A 25,222-nucleotide genomic window follows, 5' to 3' on the forward strand; every position below is an offset into this window, starting at 1 on the left:
CACAATATTAAGCTCTACACCACAAATTTTAAGACCCCACATTAGAAGATGTTATATCTTTTTGTACTATTGTATAACTTATTTTGATTATCTTATACACTAAGTTATACAACGGTAACACTAACGTATACACTATCTCAAACATCGGCCCGTTATTGTGGTTATCAGAGAGTTAAATTTATCTATTTAAAAGCCATGACTGCCTATAATTATCTACTTGAAGACTCTTACAAACGACGGTTGACTCAGTATCAGTATCTATTGCGTTCCCTTCATCCTTCTATTAAAAGCAAGGTTAAGCGACTCGTAGATATTGTGGGTGGGTTATTTGGACTAGGCATTACTATGATAATTGCTATTCCTATTGCCATCTCTATGGCTATTTCTGATCCTGGCCCGTTACTCTATAGTCAAGTACGTTGTGGGTTACATGGTCGTCCTTTTCGTATTTGGAAATTTCGCTCAATGGTAGTAGGGGCGGATAAAATGAAGCATTTAGTCAAAAATGAGGCCAGTGGTCATATTTTCAAGAATACTAATGATCCGCGTATAACTTGTTTAGGGGCGTTTTTACGTCGTACTAGTATTGACGAATTTCCTCAATTTTGGAATGTACTTGTAGGTGATATGAGTTTGGTGGGAACTCGTCCCCCGACAGTTGATGAAGTGGAAAAATATGACCCTCATCATTGGGAACGTCTGAAGGTTAAACCAGGAATTACGGGAGAATGGCAAGTTAACGGACGTTCGACAGTTAAAGATTTTGAAGATATCGTTAAAATGGATATTGATTATCAACGTAAATGGTCTTTAGGTTACGATTTAAGTTTAATTTTTAAAACCATACAGGTAGTTTTTAATAAGAGTGGTGCTTGTTAGAAACTTATTTAATAGTAAGATAAATAGATAAACAAAAAGATTGGTTATACATATTGATAGCCAATCTTTTAATTATTAAAGATGGGATATAGCACTACGCATTAAGGTTAGGACATTTACGAACCCTAAAACCTTTGTATGTAGGTAGACAAAATTAATTACATAAAATTTGTAGGGTAGGGTTTTTGTAGGGGCGGGTTTTTTACAGGATTTATGATGCTCACAAATAAGTTAAATAAATCCGTCCTGATTGATTGTAGGGGCATGGCATTATCAATGTTATTGTTTTTACCATAATTTAATATCGCCATGCCCCTACACCTAATATTTATCGACCTGCGGCGAAAAATGCAGCCCAATAATAAGGATTTTAAAAGGGATATTCTTCAGAATTTTCTACTAATTTACGGGCTGATTGTTTATAAGCTTTAGCTTTTCTTGGTTTAATTCAAAGATTTCGCCTAAAGTTAAGGGTTCTTTATTAGCTAAAAATAAGGCAGATTCTAGAGGATTATTAGGATTAAAAACACCATGACAAGAGAAGTGATGACAATGACTATCCGAGGCTTTTAAATTGGTGATAACGGTGTCTTTTGTGGCGTTATCTTTGGCGATAATTTCCCGTTGATTAAATAAAGTTGAGATAATATTAACTTCTAAATTTGTGAAGTATAAGTCTTTTTTTTAATTATTTTCTTTAGACGGCGATCGCTAAAACTCAATTATTCAAAAATAATCAGATATTTTGTCCATCTGAGCCAGTTAAATTGGCAAAAAATAGCCACTAATTACAGCATAAAATATTTTTGCAAGAGGTCTATTCATCATCTTTCGCGCTGCATCTTCTTGTCCTGAATGATAAAACCATTGCACTTGTTCTAGCATTATTTCTAATAATCCCTCATCAAAGATGTTTGGCTCTTCGCTTTCAATAAAGCTATGATTTCCTTTTAGGATGGAGATTGCCAGTTCTTCAGGAAAAGTTAATAATAATTGAATGAGGCTTGGATAAGCTAATCTAATCTCCGTCATTCGTTCATGGGTTGAAATTATTTTGAGGAAAAGGGAGAATAATATAGCGAATGACTGTTCCTAATAATGCCGTTCCCAAGATTCCGATTAACGTCCAAATCTGTGCTTTTTGAGATCCTTTTATTTCCTTTGTATCTTCTCTTAAACTTTCAAGATCTTTTTCTAAACCATCGACTTTTTCCTCTAATCTTGCTTGTCCAATTTCTAGACTATTCAGACGATTATCAAGTTTTTCTAGTTTCTGATTAATTGAACCTAAAATTTCCTTCAGATCTTGTTCAATAGTAACTGACATCTGATGATTCTCCTAATAATGATGGTTATCAGTATTATTGTATATTTTGTCTCAAGTGCGTGTCAACCATTGCGTCTAATTTTCCCTTCCTGCATCCCCATCATTGCAGAATAATAATTGATTAATCAGGTTTAGATAAGCTTGGGTGTGTTGTTCGTCCATTATCTTAATTATGACGGGAATGGTTGAATGAGGACTAGGATGAGGTTAGGGATTATAACTATGATTGAGGAAAAGGGAGAATAATATATAACAAAATTCACCCATTTGATTTGACTATTAAGTAGATAAGCCAGAGATCGGGCTGATAATTTTTCAACTATCAGCTACCTTACACTAAGCGGCTGAGATATGCTTCTGTTGACTACGTTTTATCCTTCCCGTCCCCTGACAACTCTGGCAAAGACTCGTCTTATCTTGAGTAGTAGCAATACTTAATTTACCTTTTCCTTGACAATGCTGACACACAACTTTTTCTTGCCACCAATAATTGGATAAAAAGCTATCGTCTGTGATGTAGTTAAAATCTTCGTACATTGAGATACCTCGTAATGTCTTTTCGAGCAACGGGAAGGGATATCAAGCCGAAATCCAGCAATATTTACTGGACTTTTACCTATGATAGATGAGGTAAAATAATACTGGTTATCCCTGTAAATCAATGATCATTTATCTTATTATCCAGTTAGGCATTTAGTTAAACTTTGCTAAGTTTCTTAAACAATCCTTTGCTATGTTCATTCTATGCAGAAATCTTCAACAATTATGTGTTTACTTAACAATTTGTAAAATATGGAAAACCGATAGGGATCACCAAGATCAATAAAAAAATTAAGCAAATTTAGTATCAAAAAATACAGTCAGATTTATTTCTACTGAAAAAGCGAAAGCAAGGCATTTTATCAGTAATAAAGGAAATTTAGAGTAACTAGAGTTACAATAAGAGGGGCGAAATATTTGAAAAAGTTATTATCACTGTTACCAATCATAATTATGACTAACATAGGGGCTGTTAATCGGGAGAATAACTACCAAACAACTTGTTACCGTCGTCAAGGAAATCAACTGCTGTCTCCCGAAAGCTGTCAGGTGACGATGGAATTTGAACATCCAGAAAATGGACTAAACTGGAAAATTGTCACCCGTAGTGGGCAAGTTCACCACTATCGGAATCTAGGTACCGGAATTCAATTATGGAGTCATCTTAGCCACCAATGGGTTAATGTCAAGCAAACTGACTGGTTTCCTGAACAAGAAGGTATCCTCTGTTGGGATGACTTCTGTGCTGACTGGCGAGAATTACCCTTAGATTAGATATTAGTTGACAATAAATAAATCTCTATCCCCTATCCCCCTCTTATGACTACTTCTACTAATGTTGCCCTTGATAATCTTTGGGATTTCGACATCTGGAAACCCCAACCTACTCAGGATACAGAATTACTTAAACAAATCGGATTTATTCCTGGGTTAAAAGAACTGTTAATGTTGCGTCAAGTTCATGCCTTAGAACACGCTACCGTCTGGGTATTAAGTGAAATGGCCCAACGTTCAACTTTTGACGGATTTAACTCCTCAAATCAAGCCGATAATGAAACATTAGGAGGACTATCTACCGAAAAAGGCTTTTATTTGTATGGTCAAGTCAATCATCCCGATTTGCAAAAAGCCGTAAAACAAGCCCTGGAACGTTTTAATCGAGGAGAATGGAATTTAGCGGTACATCCTCGCTGTGGCACGAATTTATCAGTCACCATGTTATTAACTACTGGTTTAGCTTTAGGAACCTCTCTACTGCTACCGAGAGGGCCTATTGAACAAATTCTAGGATTAGCTGTCGCTACCACTGCGGCCGCCCAACTTGCCCCTGACTTAGGACAGTCCGTACAGAAGTATTTAACCACCGCTATTCCTTTTAATTTGGAATTGACGAATATCTCGAAAACACAAGACTTCTGGGGACATCCGGCCCATTTTGTCTCAGTGACTTGGCGGGATTTGCAATAAAACTTAAAATTTGTAAACACCAATGTGTCCCGATCCAATAGTAGGCTTTTATAGATAAAGGAAACCTGTGTAATCTCATCCAACAGGGTGACAACTTAGAAAGGTTACTTTTCAATATCCATATATCAAGGAGAACCCCCATGGTTAAACGTGGAGATGTCGTTAGAATCAAGCGCAAAGAATCCTACTGGTACAATGATGTTGGCACTGTTGCCAGTGTGGATAAAGCTGGTATCATCTATCCAGTCATCGTTCGTTTTGACAAAGTAAATTACAATGGTTTTAGCGGCAGTCCTACAGGGATTAATACAAATAACTTTGCTGAAAGCGAACTCGAAGTCGTTAAATCAGCCCCCGCTAAAAAATAACTTTATCAGGGTTTAAGAGTGCCAGAACTCCCTGAAGTAGAAACCGTTTGTCAAGGTCTTAATCATTTGACCTGTGGACAAACCATTCGGGGTGGGGAAGTGTTGCTAAAACGCACCCTTGCTTACCCCTTTTCTATCACTGAATTTTTAGATAATCTCACCAATGTCACCATAGACAGATGGCAACGACGGGGTAAATATTTACTCGGACACGTCAAGAAACCATCAGGGGACTCAGGGGGATGGTTAGGGGTTCATCTACGCATGACGGGTCAATTATTATGGGTAAATCGACAAGACCCTTTATCAACTCATACTCGTCTACGTCTGTTTTGTGGCGACTCTCAAGAATTAAGATTTGTGGATATTCGTACTTTTGGTAAAGTCTGGTGGGTTCCCCCAACCCACACCCCAGAAAATATCATCCCTACCTTAGCTAAATTGGGGCCAGAACCTTTATCAACTGACTTTTCCTTGAATTACTTGATTAAGACCTTAAAGACTCGTCAACGCCCCATTAAAACCCTATTACTTGATCAAGAGATGGTGGCCGGTATTGGTAATATTTACGCCGATGAAGCTTTATTTAAAAGTGGCATTCGCCCAACTACTATGGCCCGCACTTTAAGCCCAGACCAACTCGAACGGTTGCGTCTGGCTATCGTGGAAGTCTTAGAAACCGCGATCGCACAAGGGGGAACCACTTTTAGTGATTTTCGTGGGGTGACAGGTATTAATGGAAATTATGGGGGTATGGCTTGGGTATATGGACGCACTAATAAACCTTGTCGTATTTGTCAAACTCCGATTGAACGCTTGAAGTTAGGGGGGAGATCAGCCCATTTTTGTCCGCAATGCCAGAAAAATTATGAATTATGAATTATGAATTATGAATTATGAATTATGAATTATGAATTATGAATTATGAATTATGAATTATGAATTATCTTAACCCAAAATGCTGATTTTTTGACTGTCATTGCGAGGGGGCAATACTTACTAAATCTCATTTATAGGGATTATTCCCCCCGAAGCAATCCCTATTTTTCCCCTACAAAACCACATAATGTAGGGGTCAACGGCTGTTGACCCCTACCGAGGTTAGAGAACATCAAAAAATTTTTGCTTGTTTCACAAAAAAGATCTTGACAATATACAGTGATACTCTGCTATGATAACAAAGGTAACAACGGTGGGGTGTCGCCAAGTGGTAAGGCAGCGGGTTTTGGTCTCGCCATCCCTAGGTTCGAATCCTAGCACCCCAGTTATTAAAACAGTGAACAGTAAACAGTTATCAGTAAGGGGATATTAGACCCTGTTAACTGATAACTTTTAAAAAGTTCCTTCCTACTTCAGCAGGAGTGGCTAAAGAACAGACAATTTTTTAGCTGTAACAGTTGAGACTTGATCCGTTGATTGGGACTGCTAAACTAGAACAAAACTAGAGAAAATCTCAGGTTCACCTCAATGTTGTGTCTTAGTTCTTAACTGTTTTAATTATGATTAAATCTTATTTAGGGTTCCGCCGTCGGTGGTTTTATGGCTTATTATCTGTTGTCATGGCTAGTACTATTGTGATTACTACACCTCAACCGGGTTATAGTCAATCTTGGGTCAATTGGATATTGCAAGGTGTACAAGTAATTCAATTATCTACCCTATCTGATGCTCAAGAAGTTAAATATGGGCAACAAATTAATCAAGAATTAATTAATAGTGGACAGGCTAATATATCCCGTAATAAAGAGTTAAATCAGACTGTTCAACGTATTGGACAACGGTTAGCCAAAAATAGTAGCCGTCCGAAACTGCCTTTTACCTTTCAAGTAGTTGATGATGATGCCGTTAATGCCTTTGCCACTATGGGAGGATTTGTTTATATTAATACAGGATTAATGGCTACGGCTGAAAATGAAGCAGAATTAGCTAGTGTAGTAGCTCACGAAATTGGTCATATTACCCAACGTCACTCTATTACTCAAATGCGAGATGTGGCTATTTCTCAAGGGTTGATGTCTGCGGCCGGACTCAGTGAAAATAATATTGTACAATTGGGGGTGCAATTAGGGGTTAATCTTCCTCATAGTCGAGAAGCTGAATTAGAAGCTGATCAAGTGGGGCTGAAAACGCTACAAAGGGCTGGTTATGCACCGATTGGCATGGTAACATTTATGAAAAAATTGATGCAGCAAGGAGGAGGTGCAACTCCTGCTTTTTTGAGTACCCATCCAGCTACATCACAACGAGTCAAAGCTTTAAGTCAATCTATTGATCCCAAAATTGCTAATCAAGGGGATGGACTAAATAATCAAGCTTATCAACAACAAATTCGCCGTTTTTTATAAATAAAAATTATACCAATTTCCTAAATAAGCAGGCGTTGCATCCCTGCGGGATGATTTGAGATTTTCTCCTAGTTTAAAAAATTCCTATTGACAAAAATAACATCTCTTTTTTTCCAATAGCTATCGTTGTCATAAAAATTCCTCCTTAATTATAAATCATCCCGCAGGGATGCAACGCCGTATTAGATAATATTATCCAAACGAAGTGACAAACTAGGTAACAGGGGGGAAAAGATATTTTGTCCTAACCTGTAGGGTTGCTGCTCATATTCGTCCCCATTGAGTTGACAAACCGTGAAGGTAGGTTGTTTCGGTTTACCAATAAAGACTATCCCTCCGAGTCCGCGATAATCAACAATCCAATATTCTCCAATGCCGAGGAGTGCGTATTCTTCAACCTTTCGGGCATAGTCGTCTTGCCAGTTAGTGCTGATCACTTCGACGACTAACTTGATAGTTCTACCATTGGTGATAATCGGTTCTCGCTGCCACAGAGGTTCCATTTTGAGTTGGTCTTCATCTAGTACAATCACGTCAGGACGCAAGGCCGTCGCTTCAGCAGCAGGGGGTTTGATTAAACAGTTTTTGGGAATGAACCAATTCAAATTAGAACGGAAAATTTCAGCCCATATTCTACCAGTTAGCTTGCCGGCCACTGCTTCGTGTGGCCCTGTCGGTTCCATGTCCCGTAGTTCTCCGTCAATTAGTTCATAGCGGGTATCATCGCCGTATTGGACAATGAATTCATCAAAGGTTAATGTTTTCGTGAGAGAGTAAGTCATCGAACTTTTGTTTCAATTCCTTTAGCTTATTCTTTTGAACTAATAATTACATTGAATAAATCAACAACATGATCGACTTTCAATTTCCATCCTTTGACCTTGAAGCTTTAATAAGTATCTAAATAAAATTAATTGCACGGTGGGCATTACTCACCCTACAGTTTTTGTGTCATTAATTTTGTGTGCTTACTTATTATACATTGTCTAATATTAAAAACAAAAATTGCCACACCCTCATACCTGATACAAGAACTCTTGATACAAAATCATTGTACGCAAACGGATTGTTTTAAATGGCGTTAGCTTTTCGCCGAGAAGCCCCGCCCCATAGGTCAGGCGGAAGCATCGAACCGTAGGTGAGTACCGCCGAACCCTTGGGGTCGGGGACGGCGGCTGGAATTTTGCCGTACGTCGAGGTGTATATAATTATGCCTTGGCAGAACGAAAAGAGTGGATAAATTCTCGCAAGTGTCAGGTTAACGCTTGTAGTCTTCGGTCTGAATATATTATACCTGCCGCTCAACCTTTTCGAGACTATTATAAACAGAAAAAAGAGTTAACTCAAGCTAAGCAGCAATACCCAGAAATTAAACGAGTTCAGTCTCAGGTATTGCAAGAAGTTATGGGGCGTTTAGATAAAGCGTTTAACTTTTTTTGGAAAAGAAGTTTTGGTTTTCCTCGATTTAAGAAATATGGACAGTTTCGGTCTATTAACTTTCCTCAATTTAGAGAAAACCCTGTAACTGGATATCAATTAAGATTACCAAAGATAGGCTCTGTGGTGATTAATTTACACAGACCTATCCCAGATGGATTTGTTGTTAAGCAAGTTCAGATCGTTAAAAAAGCTTCTGGTTGGTATGCTGTTATTTGTATTCAATCAGATGTTAATATTCCTTATAAAAAACCTCAAGGGAAATCTCTAGGTCTTGATTTGGGACTTTCCAAGTTTATTGCAACATCTCAGGGAGAATTAATCGCTAGACCTAAGTTTTTTGTCGAACTTCAAAGTAAGCTTAAATGGCTACAAAAAAGATTATCGAAAAAACAAAAAGGGTCTAAAAATCGACTTAAAGCTATTCAAAAAGTAGCTAGACTTCATGAACATATTTACAACACTCGTAAAAACTTTCATTATCAAGTAGCTCATCATCTTTGTGACCAAGCTCAAATAATATTTGCCGAAGATTTGAACCTAAAAGCAATGAGTTATCTTTGACTCAGGAATTTATTGGTCAGATGTTGGGAATCCGTCGTTCTGGGGTAACGAATGCTGCGGGAAAGCTGCAAAAATTAGATCTAATACATTACCATCGAGGCCATATAAAAATTTTGGATTACCAAGGGTTAGTCAATGAGGCCTGCGAATGCTATCAAATTCTTAACAAGGAATTAAGCCGTTTGTTCGACAATTGATAATGAACAATTTACAATTGATAATAATATAGCAGTTCTCATACTTGTGAGGTACAGAGTTTTATAGTTTTAGGGAACGCCTGAAATATTCAAGGTACTTGAGAACAGTCATAAAACATAAATTCTTACTCACTGTATTAAAGGTCAAAATGATGTTAGGGCAGTGCTTTTCTGAAACTAAACAACAAGATTTAACCCAAATAGTATTAGAAGGTATTTGTCCTCATTGTCGGTCTAATAATATCAAATTCTACGAGTTTCGCAAGAATGACTTATTTGGATTTAAGTGTCAACTTTGTGGATGGATAGGTTCATATAGTTCCAGAGAATTTCAAGAAATATCCAATTATTGGTTAACTATTGCTTAAATGTAGGTTGGGTTGCACCATAGTTAAAACCAACTAAACCCTTCTCCTGTGTCGTGCTGTGTTGGGTTTCGTACCTCAACCCAACCTACGAAAATTGCTTATTTTAGGGATAAACTCGTCCTTTCCAAGCCCCTCCTTTTCCTTGCCAATGACGGATTGCTGAATCTAATGTCATCAAACTATATAATAAACCAATCACGGGCAAAGTCAATCCCCATAAGGGTGATAGTTCATATAAATTTAATGTGGGTACATAAGAAATAGTCATCAATAATAATGTCATTAATCCTAATCCTAAGATTAACATATTTCCCATAATTAATCCTAGTATAATACTTAAAAGAGCAACTAAATAAACTAACACCATTCCTAGTAAAGTTCCTATTAATAAGAAAGGAGAATAATATAATTGAGTATAAGCGGTTCTTGCTACCATATTCCAAATAGTACCTAAAGAATCATAGGGTCTTAAACTCAAGGTTTTTTCACTTAACCCTAACCAAATTCCTTGATCAGAAGTTGCTGAATCTTTTTGTAAATTAGCTTTAACTGCTGCTGCGAGGGAACAATCATCAATTAACGCTTGTCTAACAATTTCAATACCGCCAATTTTTTCTAGTATATCTCGACGAATAAGAATACATCCTCCTGCTGCTGCTGCAATTTTATTTTTAGGATTATTAACCCAAGCAAAAGGATATAATTTTTGAAAGAAAAACACAAAAGCAGGAATTAAAAACTTTTCCCAAAAACTATCACAACGTAACCGTACCATTAAAGAAGTTAAAGCTAAATTTTCTTGTTCTGATTTAGTAACTAATTCTTTTAAATTAGTGGAATGATGTTTAATATCAGCATCCGTAAAGAGAAAATAATCAGGAGATAAATTTTGTGTTTTTGCTTGACAAATTCCTTGTTTTATGGCCCATAGTTTACCTGACCATCCAGACATTAATGGTTGTCCTGAGATGACAATTAAACGGTTAGATCTTTCAGTATTTTGGGCAATTTTTCTAGCCACTTCTCCGGTTCCATCATTACTTTGATCGTCTACTAAAATGATAGTAAATTCACCAGGATAATCTTGAGTTAATAAGGATTTTAAACTAATAGGTAAGACATCCGCTTCATTACGAGCGGGTATAACCGTACAAATAGAAGGATAATGAGTTAAAGTATTTTTTTGTGGTTTAATACGTTGATTAGCCAACCAAAAATTACCCCGAAATAATAATAGATAGACCCAAATTACAAAAGATAATCCTGCTATAATGATAAAAGTATTGACCATAATTAACGATGAATAATTAATTGAGCTTGTTGATTAAAACACTTATGATAAACCCCTTCTGTCACCAATATTGCTGTTATAATATTAGTAAATGCAATCATAAACAGAATTAAAATCTGATAAGAAGCCGCATTAAGGGGGTCAGAACCCGCTAAAACTTGTCCAGTAAACATCCCAGGTAAACTAACAATTCCCACTACCATCATTTGATTAAGAGTAGGAATTAAACTCAGACGAATCGCTTCTTTACGATAACTAGCGATCGCTTGTGAAGGAGTTGCACCTAAACAAAGATAGGTTTCCACCTCCAGAGAATTTTGTGAGATCGCACTTGATAGACGTTCCCCTGATAAAGAAGCACTATTCATAGAATTGCCTAAAATCATGCCAGCTAAGGGGATTAAATATTGGGGAGAATACCAAATTTCGGGCTGAATAATCAAAATTAGGGTGTAACTAAGGGTTAAACCGCTACTAACGAACAATGACAGCCATATCAAAGGAAATAATCCCTTTAGCTTACCAGTGATGCGGTTTTCCGTCACTTTAGCGGCAATGCTTAACATGATAGCAATGATGCCTAAAACGGGTATGGGATGATTTAAGGCAAAAATAGCCGATATAACGTATCCTACCACCAATAATTGCAGCAGCGATCGCCCCGTAGCTGATACTAACTGGGTTTCTAATCCTAGTCGTTGCCAACGGGAGAGGGCAACCGCGATCGCCATAATTCCCAAAGACCAACCTAAATCGACTGTATCAAGTTGAATTACACCACCTAACGCCATTTATCTGCCAAGATTAACCATAATAAGGGGGTTCGTTCCCTGGTTTCCATTTAATATTACAACCGATGCTAGGTTTTTGTGCAGAATTAATCGATTTTCCGGCTAAAATATTGTCAATAGCTGCCCGTAAATCTCCCCCAGTAACAGGAATATTATTACCAGGACGACTATCATCCAATTGACCGCGATAGATTAATTGATAGTTAGCATCAAAGAGGAAAAAATCGGGGGTACAAGCAGCCGTATAAGCTTTAGCAACTTCTTGAGTTTCATCATAGCATACAGGAAAATTAAAGCCCAATTCTTGAGCCATTGCCTTTAAATTAGCGGGAGAATCATCAGGATAGTTAGCTACATCATTGGAACTAATAGCGACCATACCTAAACCTTCTTTTGTATAATCTTGTCCCAGTTTAGCTAATTCTTGTTGAACGTGCTTGACAAAGGGACAATGTTGACAAATAAACATGACAAGTAAGGCTTTTTTGTTCTTAAATATTTCTAAATAAATGAGTTGATTAGATACAACGTCTTCTAAAGAAAAATTAGGAGCTTTAGTTCCTAAAGGTAACATAGTTGAGAGAGTTCTTGCCATGATAGTATCTCCAAAAATTTATATCTTTATAGTTTAACTAAATTTAGTAGAGTTGACGCTGGTGGTCATAAAATAAAGTCAGTCCTCTTATAAGCTTTACTTATCACCACAGGTACGGGAGAGCCAATCCCAATTTATAAATTATAATTTATAATTCTTTTAATAATTTATCAACTTTTTCTAATCCTTGCTTATTATTTCGTTGTTGATAGAGTTGACGAGCTTGCTCTAAATATTTTTTGGCTTCTTGAGTTCTTTTTCGTTCCTTAAAAGCGACAGCTAAATAATAGTAAGGTTCAGGATTTTGAGGAAGTATTTCAACTAATTCTTTATAAGTAACAATAGCACCCAGATAATCTTTTTGAGCTAATTGAACTCTACCTATTCCTGCTTGAGCTTCAGGAGAATTTCGGTGTAAATAAGAAGCCCGTCGATAGGTGTTAAGAGCTTGCTCTAAGTTACCTTGTTTTTCTAAAATTCTACCTATTTTTAATTGTATTTTTAAGTTACTTGGCTCAAGTTGTTCAGCCGCTTTTAAGTGTTGTAAACCTATCTCAAGAGAGCCTTTATTTAAAAAAGCAGACGCTAACTGTAAGCGTAATTCGCTATTATTAGGAAATCTTCTAATAGCTTGTTCTAGATACGAAATAGCCTCATCAAGACGTTTTTGTTGAATCAAAGCTGATCCCATAATAGAAAAAGCTTCTGCATTATTAGGATCAAGAGCAATGACTCGTTTATAAGCATCTGCAGCCCCTTGATAGTCTTCTTTGCGTAATAAAACCACCCCAAGTCCGATATAATTCCTAATAGCTTCCGGTTCGAGTTGAATAGCATAATAATAAGCCGCAGCCGCATTAGAATTATCGCCAATATTAGCCAGACTATAACCTAACGCATAATAAAAATCTGGATTACTCGGATCGAGAGTGAGAGCTTGTTGATAAGCTTGGACTGCGGCGCGAAAATTACCTTTATAAGCTTGTAAATAGCCGATACCAGAGAAAATCCTCGGATTTTGTCCATCTAATAGGGAAGCTTGTTCATAAACGGCCAAAGCATTTTGATAATCTCCTGCATTGACGTATTCTCGCCCAACACGCAATAATTCTTCAAGTTGTTCATTATTATTAACTTGAGCTAAGAGTACGGGGGAATTAAGTTGAGCCAGGACTGGAGAAACGGAAGAAATTAATAATATACTTGTTATCCAGGGTAGTGTTGCTAAGATAAGCACGTTTTGGTACCTGCCTGCGTTTATTCTCAGGGTTTTTAATGTCAATGATCTTAACCTAATGTTGTTCAATAATGCTGCACAAATGTTAAAAAAACTCCCGCAGGAATCTTAAGGATTTTCCAACAGTTACGCTAAAACTCAATATAGTTAGCCATAATTAACTAAATTTCACTATATTGACCATTAAGTTTAATAGTAGGAATTAAATTAATTATTTAAGGTAAAAAACGATCTAAAGCTGCTTTTAATTGCTCCAATTCTTCCTCAATATTACCTTCTTTGGCAGCACGAGCAACACACTCATTCAAATGCTCATCTAAAATTAATCGAGATACCCTATCAATGGCCCCTCTTACTGCTGCTAATTGTATCAAAACTTCAGGACAAGGACGACTTTCTGTTACCATAGATTTAATGCCTCGAATATGGCCTTCAATGCGAGAAAGACGGTTAATAACTTGCTTTAATGAAGCTTGACTGTGAACGTGACTATGACTATTATTATGATCATGAGTATGAGTCCCTGACGTTTCAGAAGATGTAGTAATAGTAGTAGGATGGAATTGATTATTAGTCAATGGTTTTACATTTAACCTCAAGAGATGACAGTTATAGTGAACTAACTTTTCTTTGATATAACTTTAACAAAGATACTACCTGTAGAGGCAATTCATGAATTGCCCCTACAAAAATCAATACTTTTTAGAGGACTTGCATAAGTCATCTCTTAGTCTGACATATTTTTTAGTATCAACTGTAACAAATTACGAATATATTTTTTTACTTAATCATTATCCCACAATAAAAAGAGCTGTGCTAAATTTAATACGGCTAATTCAGAACTTACGCAGTAGCAATACCTGTAGAGTCAATTCATAAATTGACCCTGGAAAAATACTCAATTTCTGGAGTCTTTGTTTAAGTCCTATGATTCAAAGATAGCCGATCTAAAATTTAAAAGCAACCCTGTTCAAACAAAAATGAAACCAAACTGGAAAACTGACGAATTAGTTCAATATGCACCGTATAACGATTATCAACAAGATTTAAGAAAAATAGGTTTAAATCCTAACTTTTGGTATCCCGTTGCTCAATCACAAGAACTCAAAAAAGATAAACCTCATGGGGTTACATTTGGGGGGGAACCCATTGTTTTAGTTAGGACTAAATCTGAGCAAGTTTTTGCTATTGAAGACCGTTGCGCTCATCGACAAATACCTTTAAGTATGGGGGTTATGTGTGGCTCTAAATTAAAATGTACTTATCATGGATGGCTCTATGATGAGACAGGAAAATTAACAGGAGTTCCCTATTTACCGGAAGATACACCTATTCCCAAAGGAGTTAAAAGTTATCTTTGTCGAGAAGCTTATGGACATATTTTTGTCTTTCCTGGTAAAGCAGAATTAGCGCAAACTGTCCCATTTCCTGATGTACAAATTAATGAAAATGACTATAAAACGATGTATTTTTCCCGTCGGGTTAATTGTCATTATTCCTTTTTATTGGAAAATTTAATGGATATGAACCATCAATTTTTACATCGAAGATTAATGGGAAAAGTTAAACCTAGTTTGATTGAGAATTCTAAAGGAGAAAATTGGGTAGAAGCTAAGTATAAATTTAGTGGAGAACCTCATCCTACCGCGAATCTTGTTTTAGCGGCCGGACGAGATAAAAAGGAAACAGTAACTGATTTTGATATCATGACAATTCGCACTGAATATCCTTATCAAACTTTGACAGTTTGTGGTCCTAATTCTGATTCTCCTGTGTTAAAACTTTGGGTTTATTATATTCCCGTAGATAAGGAACAAAAAATTAATCATAGTTTTGGAATGTTGATGATTCGTCGTCCTAAAATTCCCGGACTATTAACTCTTTTATGGCCCTTAATGCGTTATTTTACCGGAGAAATTTTTGCTGAAGATAAAATGATAGTAGAAACAGAACAAAAAGCTTATGATCTACAAGGAACAGACTGGAATCAAGAGATTTTTCCTTTACTTTTGGATGTGCGAGAATTGTTGAAAAAAAAAGGAATTCCTCTTAATTAATACCATATAATTATGAGCTGTAGGGGCATGGCGTTGATAAGATTTTGGGAGAACAAAAAATTGAGTAATGCCATGCCCATATTCAATTTTCAAGACTTTTGAGCATGGCTTTAATTAATATTCTGGTTAAATAACAAAATACTAATGCCATGCCCCTACAAAAATTAATGGAGAAAATGACGAATTCCTGTTAAAACCATCACTAATCCTAATTCATTAGCAGCCGCAATTGAATCTTTATCTTTTAATGAGCCTCCAGGTTGTACAATGGCTTCAATTCCTGCTGCTGCTGCGGTGCGTACAGAGTCATCAAAGGGGAAAAAACCATCACTAGCAAGATATCCTCCTTTTACGGTTTCTCCTGCTTGTTCTAAGGCAATTTTAACGGAACCTACCCGATTCATTTGACCCGCTCCTATCCCTAAAGTAGTAAGATTTTTAGTCACCACAATTGCATTAGATTTAACGTGCTTAGTCACCTTCCAAGCAAACAATAATTCGGCTAATTGTTCAGGAATAGGTTGTTTTTCTGTGACAATTTTCCAACTATCAACAGTATCTACAACATCATCAGAATCTTGCACTAATAAACCTCCTGCAATCACCTTAACGGTTTGAGATGGCCCACTGTTTAAATTCGGTAATATTAACACTCTGACTTTAGATTTAGTATTGAGAATTTGTTGCGCTTCTTCACTACATCCAGGAGTAACAATACATTCTAAAAAAGTATTAGTTAATAATTTAGCTGTGTCTCCATCTAATGGTTGATTTAAGACAACAATTCCCCCAAATGCTGAAATAGAATCCGCATTAAAGGCTTTTTCATAAGCATTTGCTAGAGTGTTTCCTAATGCAACCCCACAAGGATTTGTATGTTTAAGAATAGCAACTGCTGGTTTATTTGGGTCAAATTCAGCAATAATTCGTCGTGCTGCTTCTAAATCTACTAAGTTATTATAACTGAGTTCTTTTCCTTGTAATTGAGTTGCTGCTGCCCATCCTGATGCTTGAGTTCCTGTTTGATACCAAGTCGCACTTTGATGAGGATTTTCTCCATAACGTAGAGATTGAAATTCCGTTCCTGAAACAGTAAAACGGGAGGGTAAATCATCAGATAAACTAGCAAAATAATTAGTGATCGCCCCATCGTAAGCATGAGTTAATCCAAAAGTTTCACCCGCCATTTTTTGCCGAAAACTGAGAGAAGATTCACCATTATTTTTTTGTAATTCTTGTAAATAAGTTTCATAATATTTAGGATTAGATAAAACGGTGACATGAGCAAAATTTTTTGCAGAAGCACGTAATAAGGTAGGGCCGCCAATATCAATTTGCTCAATAGCTTCAGCTACAGTAACATTAGGATTAGCAATTGTTTGCTCAAAAGGATAAAGATTAACCACAACTAAATCAATAGGACGAATATGATTTGCTTCCATTTCTTCCCCATCTTGAGGAACATTTCTCCGTCCTAAAATACCTCCATGAATTCGAGGATGAAGGGTTTTAACTCGTCCACCTAAAATTTCTGGTGAACCTGTATACTCGCTTACTTTAGTAACAGTTAATCCCGCTTCTTTTAAGATTTTAGCTGTTCCCCCACTACTGATCAACTCAAAGTCAAATTCTTTGACCAACTGTTGAGCTAAATCGATAATTCCTGTTTTGTCTGATACGCTCAGTAGTGCTAAACGTCCCATGAATTTTTAATCTCCCTACATTAACCTTGACTTAGTTATTATCTCATTGGGACTAAGGTTAAGGGTCTTATTTTATAATCAAATTAGAATTGACTAATCATCAAACCAGGGAGTTAGGAAGTTTCCTATGTCATAGATTTTTTTTTTCGCTTCTTGCTTCAATCTTGATATTTTTTGATTTCCACAGACCTAAACCAAACAAAACCAACAGCAATAATTCCAACAATACTAATACTTAAAATTATTTTTTTACTTCTAATTTAGGTTTACGAGACTCACGCCATACAGAAATAATAATCCACCCTAACACTAAAACTAAAGCTACAATACTAAATTGAGCGACCCAGGTTACTAATTGATGTAACGGAATAATACGGCCCACAAAAAAAGAAAGCGTCACCACAATAGTTGCCCAAACCGTTGCACCACCCAAATTACACCCTAAAAATTGACCATAGGGCATTTGAGCAATACCAGCCATCGGCCCGGCAAAAATCCGTAATAAGGCGACAAACCGACCAAAAAATACTGCTCTAGCGGCATTTTGACTGAACTGCGCCCTTGCTTCCTCTAATTTGAGTTGAGGAATTTTAAACAAACGGCCTAACCGTAATAATAATGCCCATCCTCCCAACCTACCAATCCAATAGCCAAAATTATCCCCTAGAACTGCCCCCGCGATCGCAGAACCTAACACAACCCAATAATTTAATTCCCCGCTACCGGCGAGAAAACCGCCTACAATGGTTATAGTTTCCCCAGGCAGAGGAATTCCGGTATTCTCTAAAGCAATGCCGATAAATACCGCCCAGTAGCCATATTGACGTGCAATTTCCTGAAGATTGTCTAGTGATAGAAGTTCCACAGACATTTCGCCTAAGCTTATACATTGGTTTACTTTCCTTTCTTATCTTGACGCATATCAGGAAATCGTGTCAATTTAGATACCCAAAAAAGTTATGCTAGATGACCTATCAAGTAGGAACAAGTTCACCAGGGCGTAATTTAAGCCATTTTCCGGTTTCTTCTAAGAAACTCTCACAACCAACCACATCCCATTCCATTTCGATATAATCTTCTTTAGGACGTATATTAACGTTAATGCTGGGTTCTGTTGGCTCAAAATCAGGGCTATCGGTTAAATGGGGTTGTTGGTGCTGCTGTTCGACTGCATGATAAGTAATACAGCGATTAACGTAGTGGCAGTTCACACAAATACACATACGTTTTTCCTCAATCGATCTTTACTTGTTAATCTAACGCAAGAAAAGGATATTTGTCTAATTTGATCAGGTTTATTTTTGTTAATTAATGACTACTCTGCAAAATACTGTAATTAATTTATCTCCCGACTCTCTACCTTTTAGTTTAGATTGGTTATCGCCACAAGCTTGTTTAGTGGGAGGTGCTGTACGAGATGCCCTACTTCAGTGTCATAGACCTTATCTAGATTTAGATTTTGTTTTACCTAAATTAGCCATTGATACCGCACGAAATATGGCTAAACATTATCAAGCGGGATTTGTTGTTTTAGATGCTGATAGACATATTGCTAGGGTTATTTTTAAGCAAGGAACTGTAGATTTTGCTCAACAAGAGGGGGAAACTTTAGAAAAAGATTTACAAAGACGGGATTTTACTATTAATGCGATCGCTTATAATTTTCATGAGCAAAAATTAATTGATCCCTTACAAGGTTTAAGAGATCTTGAACAAGGTATTTTGAGAATGGTATCTCCTAAAAACTTGCAAGATGATCCCTTAAGATTATTAAGAGCTTATCGTCAAGGAGCGCAATTAAATTTTACTATTGAACCGAAAACAAGGGAAACAATTCAACAATTAGCCCCTTTAATTCATCGAGTTGCTGCTGAAAGAGTTCAATCTGAATTAGGCTATTTATTAGGGAATATTCAGGGTACTAAGTGGTTAATAGAAGTTGCTCATGATGGTTTACTTAAATCTTGGTTTAACCAGTTAACAGAAGATAAGTTACAGCAACTTGTACAAATAGATAAGGCGATCCAATTTTTAAGAGAAAGTCTAGGTCAAGATGATTTTAAGCAACTATTTGACTATTCTTTAGATAATTATCAATATTATACTGAAACGATCCAAAGAGCAAAACTTGCTTGTTTAGTGTCTAATGATCCTCAAAAAGCGGAATTAGAATTAATAAATTTAAAATATTCTCGTGGGGATATTCGAGCAGTTACTAAAGCTTTAACTTATTTACCTCAATTGCAAGAAAGTTCAGGAAAAATGAGTCTAAGGAACTTATATTTTTTGTTTTTAGGAGTAGGAAATGTCTTTCCGGTGATGGCTATTTTAGCTTTAGCAATGGGGATAAATTCCCTTAATATTATTGAGTTAATCTATCGTTATCTTGATCCGAAAGATCAAGTTGCTCATCCTCATCCTTTGGTTAATGGTAATGATTTAATTAACAATCTACAGATGAAACCTAGTCGGAAAATTGGTCAGTTATTAACTGAAATTCAAATCGCCCATATTGAAGGTAAAATTTCAACAGTAGAAGAAGCCTTACAGTTTGCTCAATGTTATACCAAAACATCAAAAAATAATGATGATGTTGATGATATTATCGAATAACTTCAATCAAAGTTCCTATCTTTAAATTATTCCAAGTTTTATCAGTAGTAATAGCAATCATTTTCAGATTCTTGGCGACGTTCTTTAATTAATTCCGTAGCTAAAGATCGATTTCCACTATATAAATCATGAAAAAAGGAGAGAAACAAAATTTTCCTCTCCTAATTAATGTTTTATAGTTCTATTCAGGAATTGATTTTATTTCCCACCAGTTGGACTCTGGGGATTTTTAGCGGTTCCTATGCGTCCTTTGAGGATTTCAAAAGCTTTATCAAATTGGGGATCACCAAAAGTCCCAATTTTATCCCGTTCTTGTTGCAGGGCTTTGCGTTGCTCATCGGTTAATTCAAGCTTAACATCAGGATCAATTCCATGTTTGTTAATATCTCGACCACTGGGGGTCAAATATTTAGCAATAGTCACCGCTAAACCGGAACCATCTCCTAACCCTCGAACCGACTGAACTAACCCTTTACCAAAAGAAGTAGTCCCCACTAAAACGGCCCGTTTGTTATCCTGTAAAGCACCAGAGAGAATTTCACTAGCACTAGCCGAACCGCCATCAATCAGAACCACTAGAGGTTTATTAGTTAAAGCGCGATTACTGGCCCGTTGTAGTTCCACTTCTCCAGTCCGACTGACGGTAGAGACGATTTTGCCATCATTAAGCCACATACGAGCGATATCCACACTCGCATAGAGTAATCCCCCAGGATTAGAGCGTAAATCCAAGATATACCCCTGAACCTTCTTGCCTTCTAAATCTTTGATCGCAACGCCCATTTCTTCGCCTGCTTGCGCGCTAAATTGGGTTAGACGAATATACCCAATATCACCAATGGGAGTTTTTTCCACATGAGCGCGAACAGGATGAAGTTCAATTCTTGCTCTGACTAGGGAGTAATCTACTTCTTTATCACTGCGGCGAATAGTTAAGGTAACTTTACTACCTGGGGTCCCCCGAATTAACTTAACCGCGTCTTCTACTTCCATCCCTTCAGTGGTTTTACCGTTAATTTTGGTAATCACATCTTTAGAGAGAATTCCGGCAGCAAAAGCAGGAGTATCTTCAATAGGAGCAATAACGACTAATTCCTTGGTTTTTTCGTCTTTACTAAGTTGAATACCCACCCCTGTCAATTCCCCAGAGGTGTCTATCTGCATATTCTTAAATTCTTCCGGGTTCATAAAGCGGGTGTAGGGATCACCCAACTTCTTCAACATTTCCCGAATTGCTTTATAAGCTTCTTCTTTATTGGTATAAGAACGGTTTAAATAGTCTTGACGGACCGAACGCCAATCGACTTGATTAAACGTTCCATCTACATAGGTTTTGTCAATAATCGTCCAAACTTCATCAACTAATTCTTTGGGATTATCTTGAAAAAAGGCTTGACTACGAGAAAGACGAAGCCCTGCCCCCGTGACCGCCACTGCGGTGAGAACGAAAGCGGTAGCACCAAGAACCAGCCCTTTTTTGTGGTTGACCATAAGTCTAATTTATGCTAGTAGAACATTATAAAACGGAACTGCTAACTCTAGTCCAGGAACTTGTCATCAATAGGGGAATCAGTGTATCTTAGGGTCAAGTTTCCTGGCTGACTTAGATTGAACGGTAATTTAATTTTAGATAAAGCAGCCTGTGTTTGATTATAACATTTTTTGTATAGTAGGTGGAGTTATCTCATGGCAATTAGCACTTATGTTTCTCCTGATGACTTAAAAACCCGACGAGAAAGTTTACAAAGTCAACGAAGGTTAAAAGCTTGGCAAGGAGTTTGGCGTTTTGTGGCCGTATGTGGTTTAACAGGGGGCTTAGTGTGGACAATGACTTTACCTGATTGGGTAATTAGAGAACCATCTCAAGTTAAGATTTTAGGCAATAAGTTACTTTCCCAACAACAAATTAAGCAAATGTTGTCTGTTGCTTATCCTCAACCGATTTGGGAATTGCCAATCCATCAAGTCAAAGAACAACTCAAAACCCAACCACCTATCGATGATGTTTATATTACTCGTCGCATTTTACCAACCCAAATTACGATTACGGTCAGGGAAAGACAACCTATTGCTGAAGCCAGTTCTAGGGGAGAAGTAGGATTTCTTGATGCCCAAGGGGTTTGGATTCCACAAAAATTTTATCAAAAAGGGGTCAAACCTGTTGCTTCAGACGCGCTTAAGGTTATGGGATTTGAGCAACAGTATGGTCAGCATTGGAATAAGCTATATACTCTAATTATGAGTTCTCCGGTCAAAATTAAGCTGATTGATTGGCGAGATCCGAGTAATCTAATCTTAAAGACTGAATTAGGAATGGTTTATTGTGGCCCTTATGGGGAGAATTTCCCTCAACAATTAGCCGTCTTAGGTAGAATGTCCAAATTATCTTCTAGGGTTCCTAAAGGGCGCATTATTTACATTGATTTGAGCAACCCTGAGTCTCCCTCTGTCCATCTAACCAATCCTCCTAAGACAGACAAAGACAAGACTAAAGCCCAAGAGAAACCTTGATTGTAAGTTAATCCTAACCTATTCTTAACTTGGTTTATAAATGTTAACTTTCGACGGTTGAGGTTTTTATGATAGAAAATTAAGCCAATTAACCCTCTAATGTCAGAGATAGGAGAAGATTGGCGGAATTTAACGGAACTTGTCACCTAATCAGATGAAAGAATTCTCTATTAATTTAAGCTTTTAGATAGAAATCAATTATATATAAAAACTTAATATTGGTATTAAATGAATGATACTGTAGATTAGGTTGATTTAGACGACTGCTAAACCCTTGAAATGTTATTATTTACCCCCTGCCGATTACAATGGTTCTTAATGATCTAGATCTTAATCATTCCAGCCTAAATAACACACAATCTGCCGATTCTTCGAGTGCCGTGGACAGCTATCACCGTAACAATTTGCCTTTTGCCCAAACCAACGAATCCCCAAACATCCCTGGGGAAGAAGCCAGGAGAAATCAGATCGTGCCGAATAACGTTGCCAAAATCAAAGTCATTGGCGTTGGTGGTGGCGGATGCAATGCAGTTAACCGTATGATTGAAAGTTCCTTGACGGGAATTGAGTTTTGGACGATTAATACTGATGCTCAAGCTTTAGCTCAATCGGCTGCCCCTCAACGTTTACAAATTGGAAAAAGACTCACTCGCGGTTTAGGCGCGGGGGGCAACCCTAATATTGGTAAGGAAGCCGCTTTAGAGTCTCGTGATGAAATCGCTGAAGCCCTTGAGGACACTGACCTGGTATTTATTACGGCCGGAATGGGTGGTGGTACTGGAACGGGTGCGGCCCCCATTGTGGCTGAGGTGGCTAAAGAAAAAGGCTGTCTGACCGTAGGTGTGGTCACTCGTCCCTTTACTTTTGAGGGAAGACGGCGCACTGTTCAAGCCGGAGAAGGCATCGGTGAACTCCAACGTAATGTGGATACGTTAATTGTTATTCCTAATAATCAATTATTACAGGTTATTTCTCCTGAAACTCCCTTACAAGAAGCCTTTTTAGCGGCTGATAATGTTTTGCGCCAGGGAGTACAGGGTATTTCTGATATTATTACAATTCCTGGATTAGTCAATGTGGATTTTGCCGATGTCCGGGCCGTTATGGCGGATGCAGGTTCAGCTTTGATGGGTATTGGGGTTGGTAATGGTAAGTCTCGCGCTAATGACGCGGCTATGGCGGCTATTTCTTCTCCTTTGTTAGAACACTCTATTAAGGGTGCTAAGGGGGTTGTCTTTAATATTACTGGCGGCCATGATTTAACCCTCCATGAAGTTAATACGGCGGCGGAAACCATTTTTGAAGTGGTTGACCCCGATGCTAATATCATTTTTGGGGCGGTTATTGATGAGCGGGTTCAAGGAGAAGTAATTGTTACTGTCATTGCTACTGGGTTTACTGGTGATGAAGGCATAACTCCTGTTCAAGTGACCTCCAACCCAACTCGTGCAGTTGCTCCTCCTCCGACCGTTGCTCCGAATAATCAACCTGAAATGCCTAAACCTGGGGGTTTAGATATTCCTGACTTTCTCCAAAGACGGCGTTTTCCTAACCGATAATTTGGCGTTGTTTTCTAATTTGTGCTGTATGAAGTTCGCTGTCGTCCCGCTTTTGCTGCTTTATTTGTGACTTTAAATCCAGGAGAAAGTATTACGGCTAGGGCGGGGTCAGTTATTAGTATGGATGGGGGATTAACGGTGATGATCTATTTTCAATCTCGTAAGCTACAGGGATTAATTAGTTATTTGACTTCTCTTGTTTGACTAATCTTAAGGTGGGCAATGCCCACCCTACTATCAATTATTAATTGTAATGGATGTAGAAATTCTTGAACAACGAGAAAATGCGATCGCTCGTGTGATTTTGCAAGAGGATGAAGGAATAATCGCTCAAACTGGCACTTTATTGGCTATGCTTTGAAAATAGTTTAAAGTATGAACTTGTTAAATTTTCTCCTAAAAATTTTAAATTTGGGTTAGGGAAAAAAGATTTATTTCTTTGCTTGAAAGGAACGGGAAAATTATATTGTCAAACTCATCAAGCTCAATCTTGGGGACAGTTAATTAGTTCTGAATATAAAGCTCAACTTAAACGTAAATATGGATAATTTATCGTAAATTAAGTATACTATTGAACAGTCTCCAGTGGCGGCTATTTTAATTGTAGATTTAAGACTTCAACAATCCATTTTAGTTAGACACAAAAGACCTCTTATGTCATTTTCGAGACCAGGATCGTTTATGGATTCAATCTCGTCATCGTTATGCTTTTCTTAACTTTTTTGCTCCTTTTAATAATTAGATATATAATTAAATTAACTGAGTAATGAGGAAATCAATTATGACAGTCGCAACCGATAAAAAATACTATTCTTTTGAAGAATATTTAACACTTGAAGAAACCGCTAACGACAAAAATGAATATCAAAATGGAGAAATTGTAACTATGACTGGTGGAACAACAGAACATAATAAAATCGCGTTAAATTTTGCTGCGTATTTAAAATTTGTTTTAAAAAAACAAAAATATAATATTTTTATTGGTGATGTAAAGTTATGGATTCCTGATTATCGTCAAGGAACTTATCCCGATGTGATGTTGATTGAGAGAGAACCAATTTATTATGGAAATGGAAAAACAACGGTGACAAATCCTTCATTAATTATCGAAGTTTTATCAAAATCTACTCAAAATTATGACCAAGGAGATAAGTTTCTTTATTATCGTTCTATTCCTCAATTTAAGGAATATATTTTAATTAATCAAAGTCAATATTATGTCATGCAATATAATAAAACTCAGGAAGGAAAATGGCTATTATCTGAATATGAAGGAGAAAATTCTACTTTATCCTTACTCTCAGTTAGCCTTGATATCACATTTCAAGAAATTTATGAAGGTGTAATTTTTGCTGAATAAATTTAACAATAAA

General features: G+C 37.0%; 27 protein-coding genes, 1 tRNA gene and 2 pseudogenes. 16 read left to right on the forward strand and 14 right to left on the reverse strand.

What is annotated here, in order from left to right; all coding sequences use genetic code 11:
• Positions 1–195: 195 nt before the first annotated feature.
• Positions 196–879: a sugar transferase gene (locus AsFPU1_RS01380; RefSeq protein ID WP_124970036.1), complete on the forward strand. Its 684-nt coding sequence runs from the start codon at positions 196–198 to the stop codon at positions 877–879.
• Between the two features lie 399 nt (positions 880–1,278).
• Here the strand turns inward: AsFPU1_RS01380 and AsFPU1_RS01385 are convergent.
• The 4 genes and pseudogenes from AsFPU1_RS01385 to AsFPU1_RS01400 form a co-directional block, all read right to left on the reverse strand.
• Positions 1,279–1,542 (reverse strand): annotated as a pseudogene (locus AsFPU1_RS01385) (CHAT domain-containing protein); the annotation flags it as partial.
• Between the two features lie 99 nt (positions 1,543–1,641).
• Positions 1,642–1,911, reverse strand: a complete 270-nt coding sequence (locus tag AsFPU1_RS01390; RefSeq protein WP_124970038.1) for a hypothetical protein — start codon at positions 1,909–1,911, stop codon at positions 1,642–1,644.
• Between the two features lie 4 nt (positions 1,912–1,915).
• Positions 1,916–2,206, reverse strand: coding sequence for a hemolysin XhlA family protein (locus AsFPU1_RS01395; protein ID WP_124970041.1), 291 nt, complete (start codon positions 2,204–2,206; stop codon positions 1,916–1,918).
• 336 nt (positions 2,207–2,542) lie between these two features.
• Positions 2,543–2,743: a hypothetical protein gene (locus tag AsFPU1_RS01400; protein WP_124970043.1), complete on the reverse strand. Its 201-nt coding sequence runs from the start codon at positions 2,741–2,743 to the stop codon at positions 2,543–2,545.
• Between the two features lie 456 nt (positions 2,744–3,199).
• On the opposite strand from AsFPU1_RS01400, the gene AsFPU1_RS01405 reads away from it, so the two are divergent.
• From AsFPU1_RS01405 to AsFPU1_RS01430, 6 genes are all read left to right on the forward strand, one after another.
• Positions 3,200–3,520, forward strand: a complete 321-nt coding sequence (locus tag AsFPU1_RS01405) for a hypothetical protein (RefSeq protein WP_124970045.1) — start codon at positions 3,200–3,202, stop codon at positions 3,518–3,520.
• A gap of 45 nt (positions 3,521–3,565) precedes the next feature.
• On the forward strand, positions 3,566–4,213 hold the full coding sequence (locus AsFPU1_RS01410; protein ID WP_124970047.1) for a DUF6391 domain-containing protein: 648 nt from the start codon (positions 3,566–3,568) through the stop codon (positions 4,211–4,213).
• 140 nt (positions 4,214–4,353) lie between these two features.
• Positions 4,354–4,581 (forward strand): photosystem I reaction center subunit IV, encoded by a 228-nt coding sequence (locus AsFPU1_RS01415; protein ID WP_124970049.1) that lies wholly within the window; start codon positions 4,354–4,356, stop codon positions 4,579–4,581.
• Positions 4,582–4,599: 18 nt separating this feature from the next.
• Positions 4,600–5,460, forward strand: coding sequence for a DNA-formamidopyrimidine glycosylase (locus AsFPU1_RS01420; protein WP_124970051.1), 861 nt, complete (start codon positions 4,600–4,602; stop codon positions 5,458–5,460).
• Between the two features lie 314 nt (positions 5,461–5,774).
• Positions 5,775–5,846, forward strand: a tRNA-Gln gene (locus AsFPU1_RS01425).
• Positions 5,847–6,080: 234 nt separating this feature from the next.
• A complete protein-coding gene (locus AsFPU1_RS01430; RefSeq protein ID WP_124970054.1) occupies positions 6,081–6,926 on the forward strand; it encodes a M48 family metallopeptidase in 846 nt (281 codons plus the stop codon).
• 182 nt (positions 6,927–7,108) lie between these two features.
• On the opposite strand, the gene AsFPU1_RS01435 is transcribed toward AsFPU1_RS01430, so the two are convergent.
• Positions 7,109–7,708: a Uma2 family endonuclease gene (locus AsFPU1_RS01435; protein ID WP_124970057.1), complete on the reverse strand. Its 600-nt coding sequence runs from the start codon at positions 7,706–7,708 to the stop codon at positions 7,109–7,111.
• Between the two features lie 418 nt (positions 7,709–8,126).
• Here AsFPU1_RS01435 and AsFPU1_RS01440 point away from each other — a divergent pair.
• The 3 genes and pseudogenes from AsFPU1_RS01440 to AsFPU1_RS01450 all read left to right on the forward strand — a co-directional run.
• Positions 8,127–8,927 (forward strand): annotated as a pseudogene (locus AsFPU1_RS01440) (RNA-guided endonuclease InsQ/TnpB family protein); the annotation flags it as partial.
• A gap of 20 nt (positions 8,928–8,947) precedes the next feature.
• Positions 8,948–9,124, forward strand: coding sequence for a helix-turn-helix domain-containing protein (locus AsFPU1_RS01445; RefSeq protein ID WP_124970153.1), 177 nt, complete (start codon positions 8,948–8,950; stop codon positions 9,122–9,124).
• Positions 9,125–9,273: 149 nt separating this feature from the next.
• The gene (locus AsFPU1_RS01450) at positions 9,274–9,492 is read left to right on the forward strand and encodes a hypothetical protein (protein WP_125061024.1); all 219 of its coding nucleotides are present in this window, start codon (positions 9,274–9,276) and stop codon (positions 9,490–9,492) included.
• 103 nt (positions 9,493–9,595) lie between these two features.
• Here AsFPU1_RS01450 and AsFPU1_RS01455 read toward each other — a convergent pair whose 3' ends face one another.
• The 5 genes from AsFPU1_RS01455 to AsFPU1_RS01475 form a co-directional block, all read right to left on the reverse strand.
• Positions 9,596–10,783, reverse strand: coding sequence for a glycosyltransferase (locus tag AsFPU1_RS01455; RefSeq protein ID WP_124970063.1), 1,188 nt, complete (start codon positions 10,781–10,783; stop codon positions 9,596–9,598).
• 2 nt (positions 10,784–10,785) lie between these two features.
• On the reverse strand, positions 10,786–11,574 hold the full coding sequence (locus tag AsFPU1_RS01460; RefSeq protein ID WP_124970066.1) for an ABC transporter permease: 789 nt from the start codon (positions 11,572–11,574) through the stop codon (positions 10,786–10,788).
• Positions 11,575–11,587: 13 nt separating this feature from the next.
• The gene (locus AsFPU1_RS01465) at positions 11,588–12,169 is read right to left on the reverse strand and encodes a thioredoxin family protein (RefSeq protein WP_124970069.1); all 582 of its coding nucleotides are present in this window, start codon (positions 12,167–12,169) and stop codon (positions 11,588–11,590) included.
• Between the two features lie 148 nt (positions 12,170–12,317).
• Positions 12,318–13,406, reverse strand: a complete 1,089-nt coding sequence (locus tag AsFPU1_RS01470) for a tetratricopeptide repeat protein (RefSeq protein ID WP_124970072.1) — start codon at positions 13,404–13,406, stop codon at positions 12,318–12,320.
• Between the two features lie 215 nt (positions 13,407–13,621).
• Positions 13,622–13,954, reverse strand: a complete 333-nt coding sequence (locus tag AsFPU1_RS01475; RefSeq protein ID WP_124970156.1) for a metal-sensing transcriptional repressor — start codon at positions 13,952–13,954, stop codon at positions 13,622–13,624.
• A 432-nt stretch (positions 13,955–14,386) separates the two neighbouring features.
• Here AsFPU1_RS01475 and AsFPU1_RS01480 point away from each other — a divergent pair, with 432 nt between their 5' ends.
• Complete coding sequence (locus tag AsFPU1_RS01480; protein ID WP_124970075.1) at positions 14,387–15,463, forward strand: Rieske 2Fe-2S domain-containing protein; 1,077 nt, start codon at positions 14,387–14,389, stop codon at positions 15,461–15,463.
• Positions 15,464–15,627: 164 nt separating this feature from the next.
• On the opposite strand, the gene purH is transcribed toward AsFPU1_RS01480, so the two are convergent.
• The 3 genes from purH to AsFPU1_RS01495 all read right to left on the reverse strand — a co-directional run bounded on the left by purH (position 15,628) and on the right by AsFPU1_RS01495 (position 18,389).
• Positions 15,628–17,166 carry a bifunctional phosphoribosylaminoimidazolecarboxamide formyltransferase/IMP cyclohydrolase gene (purH, locus tag AsFPU1_RS01485; protein ID WP_124970078.1) on the reverse strand — a complete coding sequence of 513 codons (1,539 nt, stop codon included), beginning with the start codon at positions 17,164–17,166 and terminating at the stop codon, positions 15,628–15,630.
• 241 nt (positions 17,167–17,407) lie between these two features.
• Positions 17,408–18,037, reverse strand: a complete 630-nt coding sequence (locus tag AsFPU1_RS01490; protein WP_124970081.1) for a DedA family protein — start codon at positions 18,035–18,037, stop codon at positions 17,408–17,410.
• A 103-nt stretch (positions 18,038–18,140) separates the two neighbouring features.
• Positions 18,141–18,389: a Ycf34 family protein gene (locus AsFPU1_RS01495; protein ID WP_124970084.1), complete on the reverse strand. Its 249-nt coding sequence runs from the start codon at positions 18,387–18,389 to the stop codon at positions 18,141–18,143.
• 88 nt (positions 18,390–18,477) lie between these two features.
• Here AsFPU1_RS01495 and AsFPU1_RS01500 point away from each other — a divergent pair, with 88 nt between their 5' ends.
• Positions 18,478–19,779 carry a tRNA nucleotidyltransferase/poly(A) polymerase-related protein gene (locus AsFPU1_RS01500; protein WP_124970087.1) on the forward strand — a complete coding sequence of 434 codons (1,302 nt, stop codon included), beginning with the start codon at positions 18,478–18,480 and terminating at the stop codon, positions 19,777–19,779.
• A gap of 198 nt (positions 19,780–19,977) precedes the next feature.
• On the opposite strand, the gene ctpC is transcribed toward AsFPU1_RS01500, so the two are convergent.
• The gene (gene ctpC, locus AsFPU1_RS01505) at positions 19,978–21,270 is read right to left on the reverse strand and encodes a carboxyl-terminal processing protease CtpC (RefSeq protein WP_124970090.1); all 1,293 of its coding nucleotides are present in this window, start codon (positions 21,268–21,270) and stop codon (positions 19,978–19,980) included.
• A gap of 195 nt (positions 21,271–21,465) precedes the next feature.
• Here ctpC and AsFPU1_RS01510 point away from each other — a divergent pair, with 195 nt between their 5' ends.
• The 4 genes from AsFPU1_RS01510 (at position 21,466) to AsFPU1_RS01530 (ending at position 25,209) form a co-directional block, all read left to right on the forward strand.
• Positions 21,466–22,290 (forward strand): cell division protein FtsQ/DivIB, encoded by an 825-nt coding sequence (locus tag AsFPU1_RS01510; protein ID WP_124970093.1) that lies wholly within the window; start codon positions 21,466–21,468, stop codon positions 22,288–22,290.
• A 308-nt stretch (positions 22,291–22,598) separates the two neighbouring features.
• Entirely contained in the window at positions 22,599–23,849 is a 1,251-nt protein-coding gene (gene ftsZ / locus AsFPU1_RS01515) for a cell division protein FtsZ (RefSeq protein ID WP_124970096.1), read from the forward strand.
• A 21-nt stretch (positions 23,850–23,870) separates the two neighbouring features.
• A complete protein-coding gene (locus AsFPU1_RS01520; protein ID WP_124970100.1) occupies positions 23,871–24,053 on the forward strand; it encodes an AIM24 family protein in 183 nt (60 codons plus the stop codon).
• 577 nt (positions 24,054–24,630) lie between these two features.
• Positions 24,631–25,209 carry a Uma2 family endonuclease gene (locus tag AsFPU1_RS01530; protein ID WP_124970103.1) on the forward strand — a complete coding sequence of 193 codons (579 nt, stop codon included), beginning with the start codon at positions 24,631–24,633 and terminating at the stop codon, positions 25,207–25,209.
• The last annotated feature ends 13 nt before the right edge of the window (positions 25,210–25,222 follow it).

It is taken from the genome of Aphanothece sacrum FPU1 (assembly GCF_003864295.1).
GTDB classification, from domain to species: Bacteria; Cyanobacteriota; Cyanobacteriia; order Cyanobacteriales; family Microcystaceae; genus Aphanothece_B; species Aphanothece_B sacrum.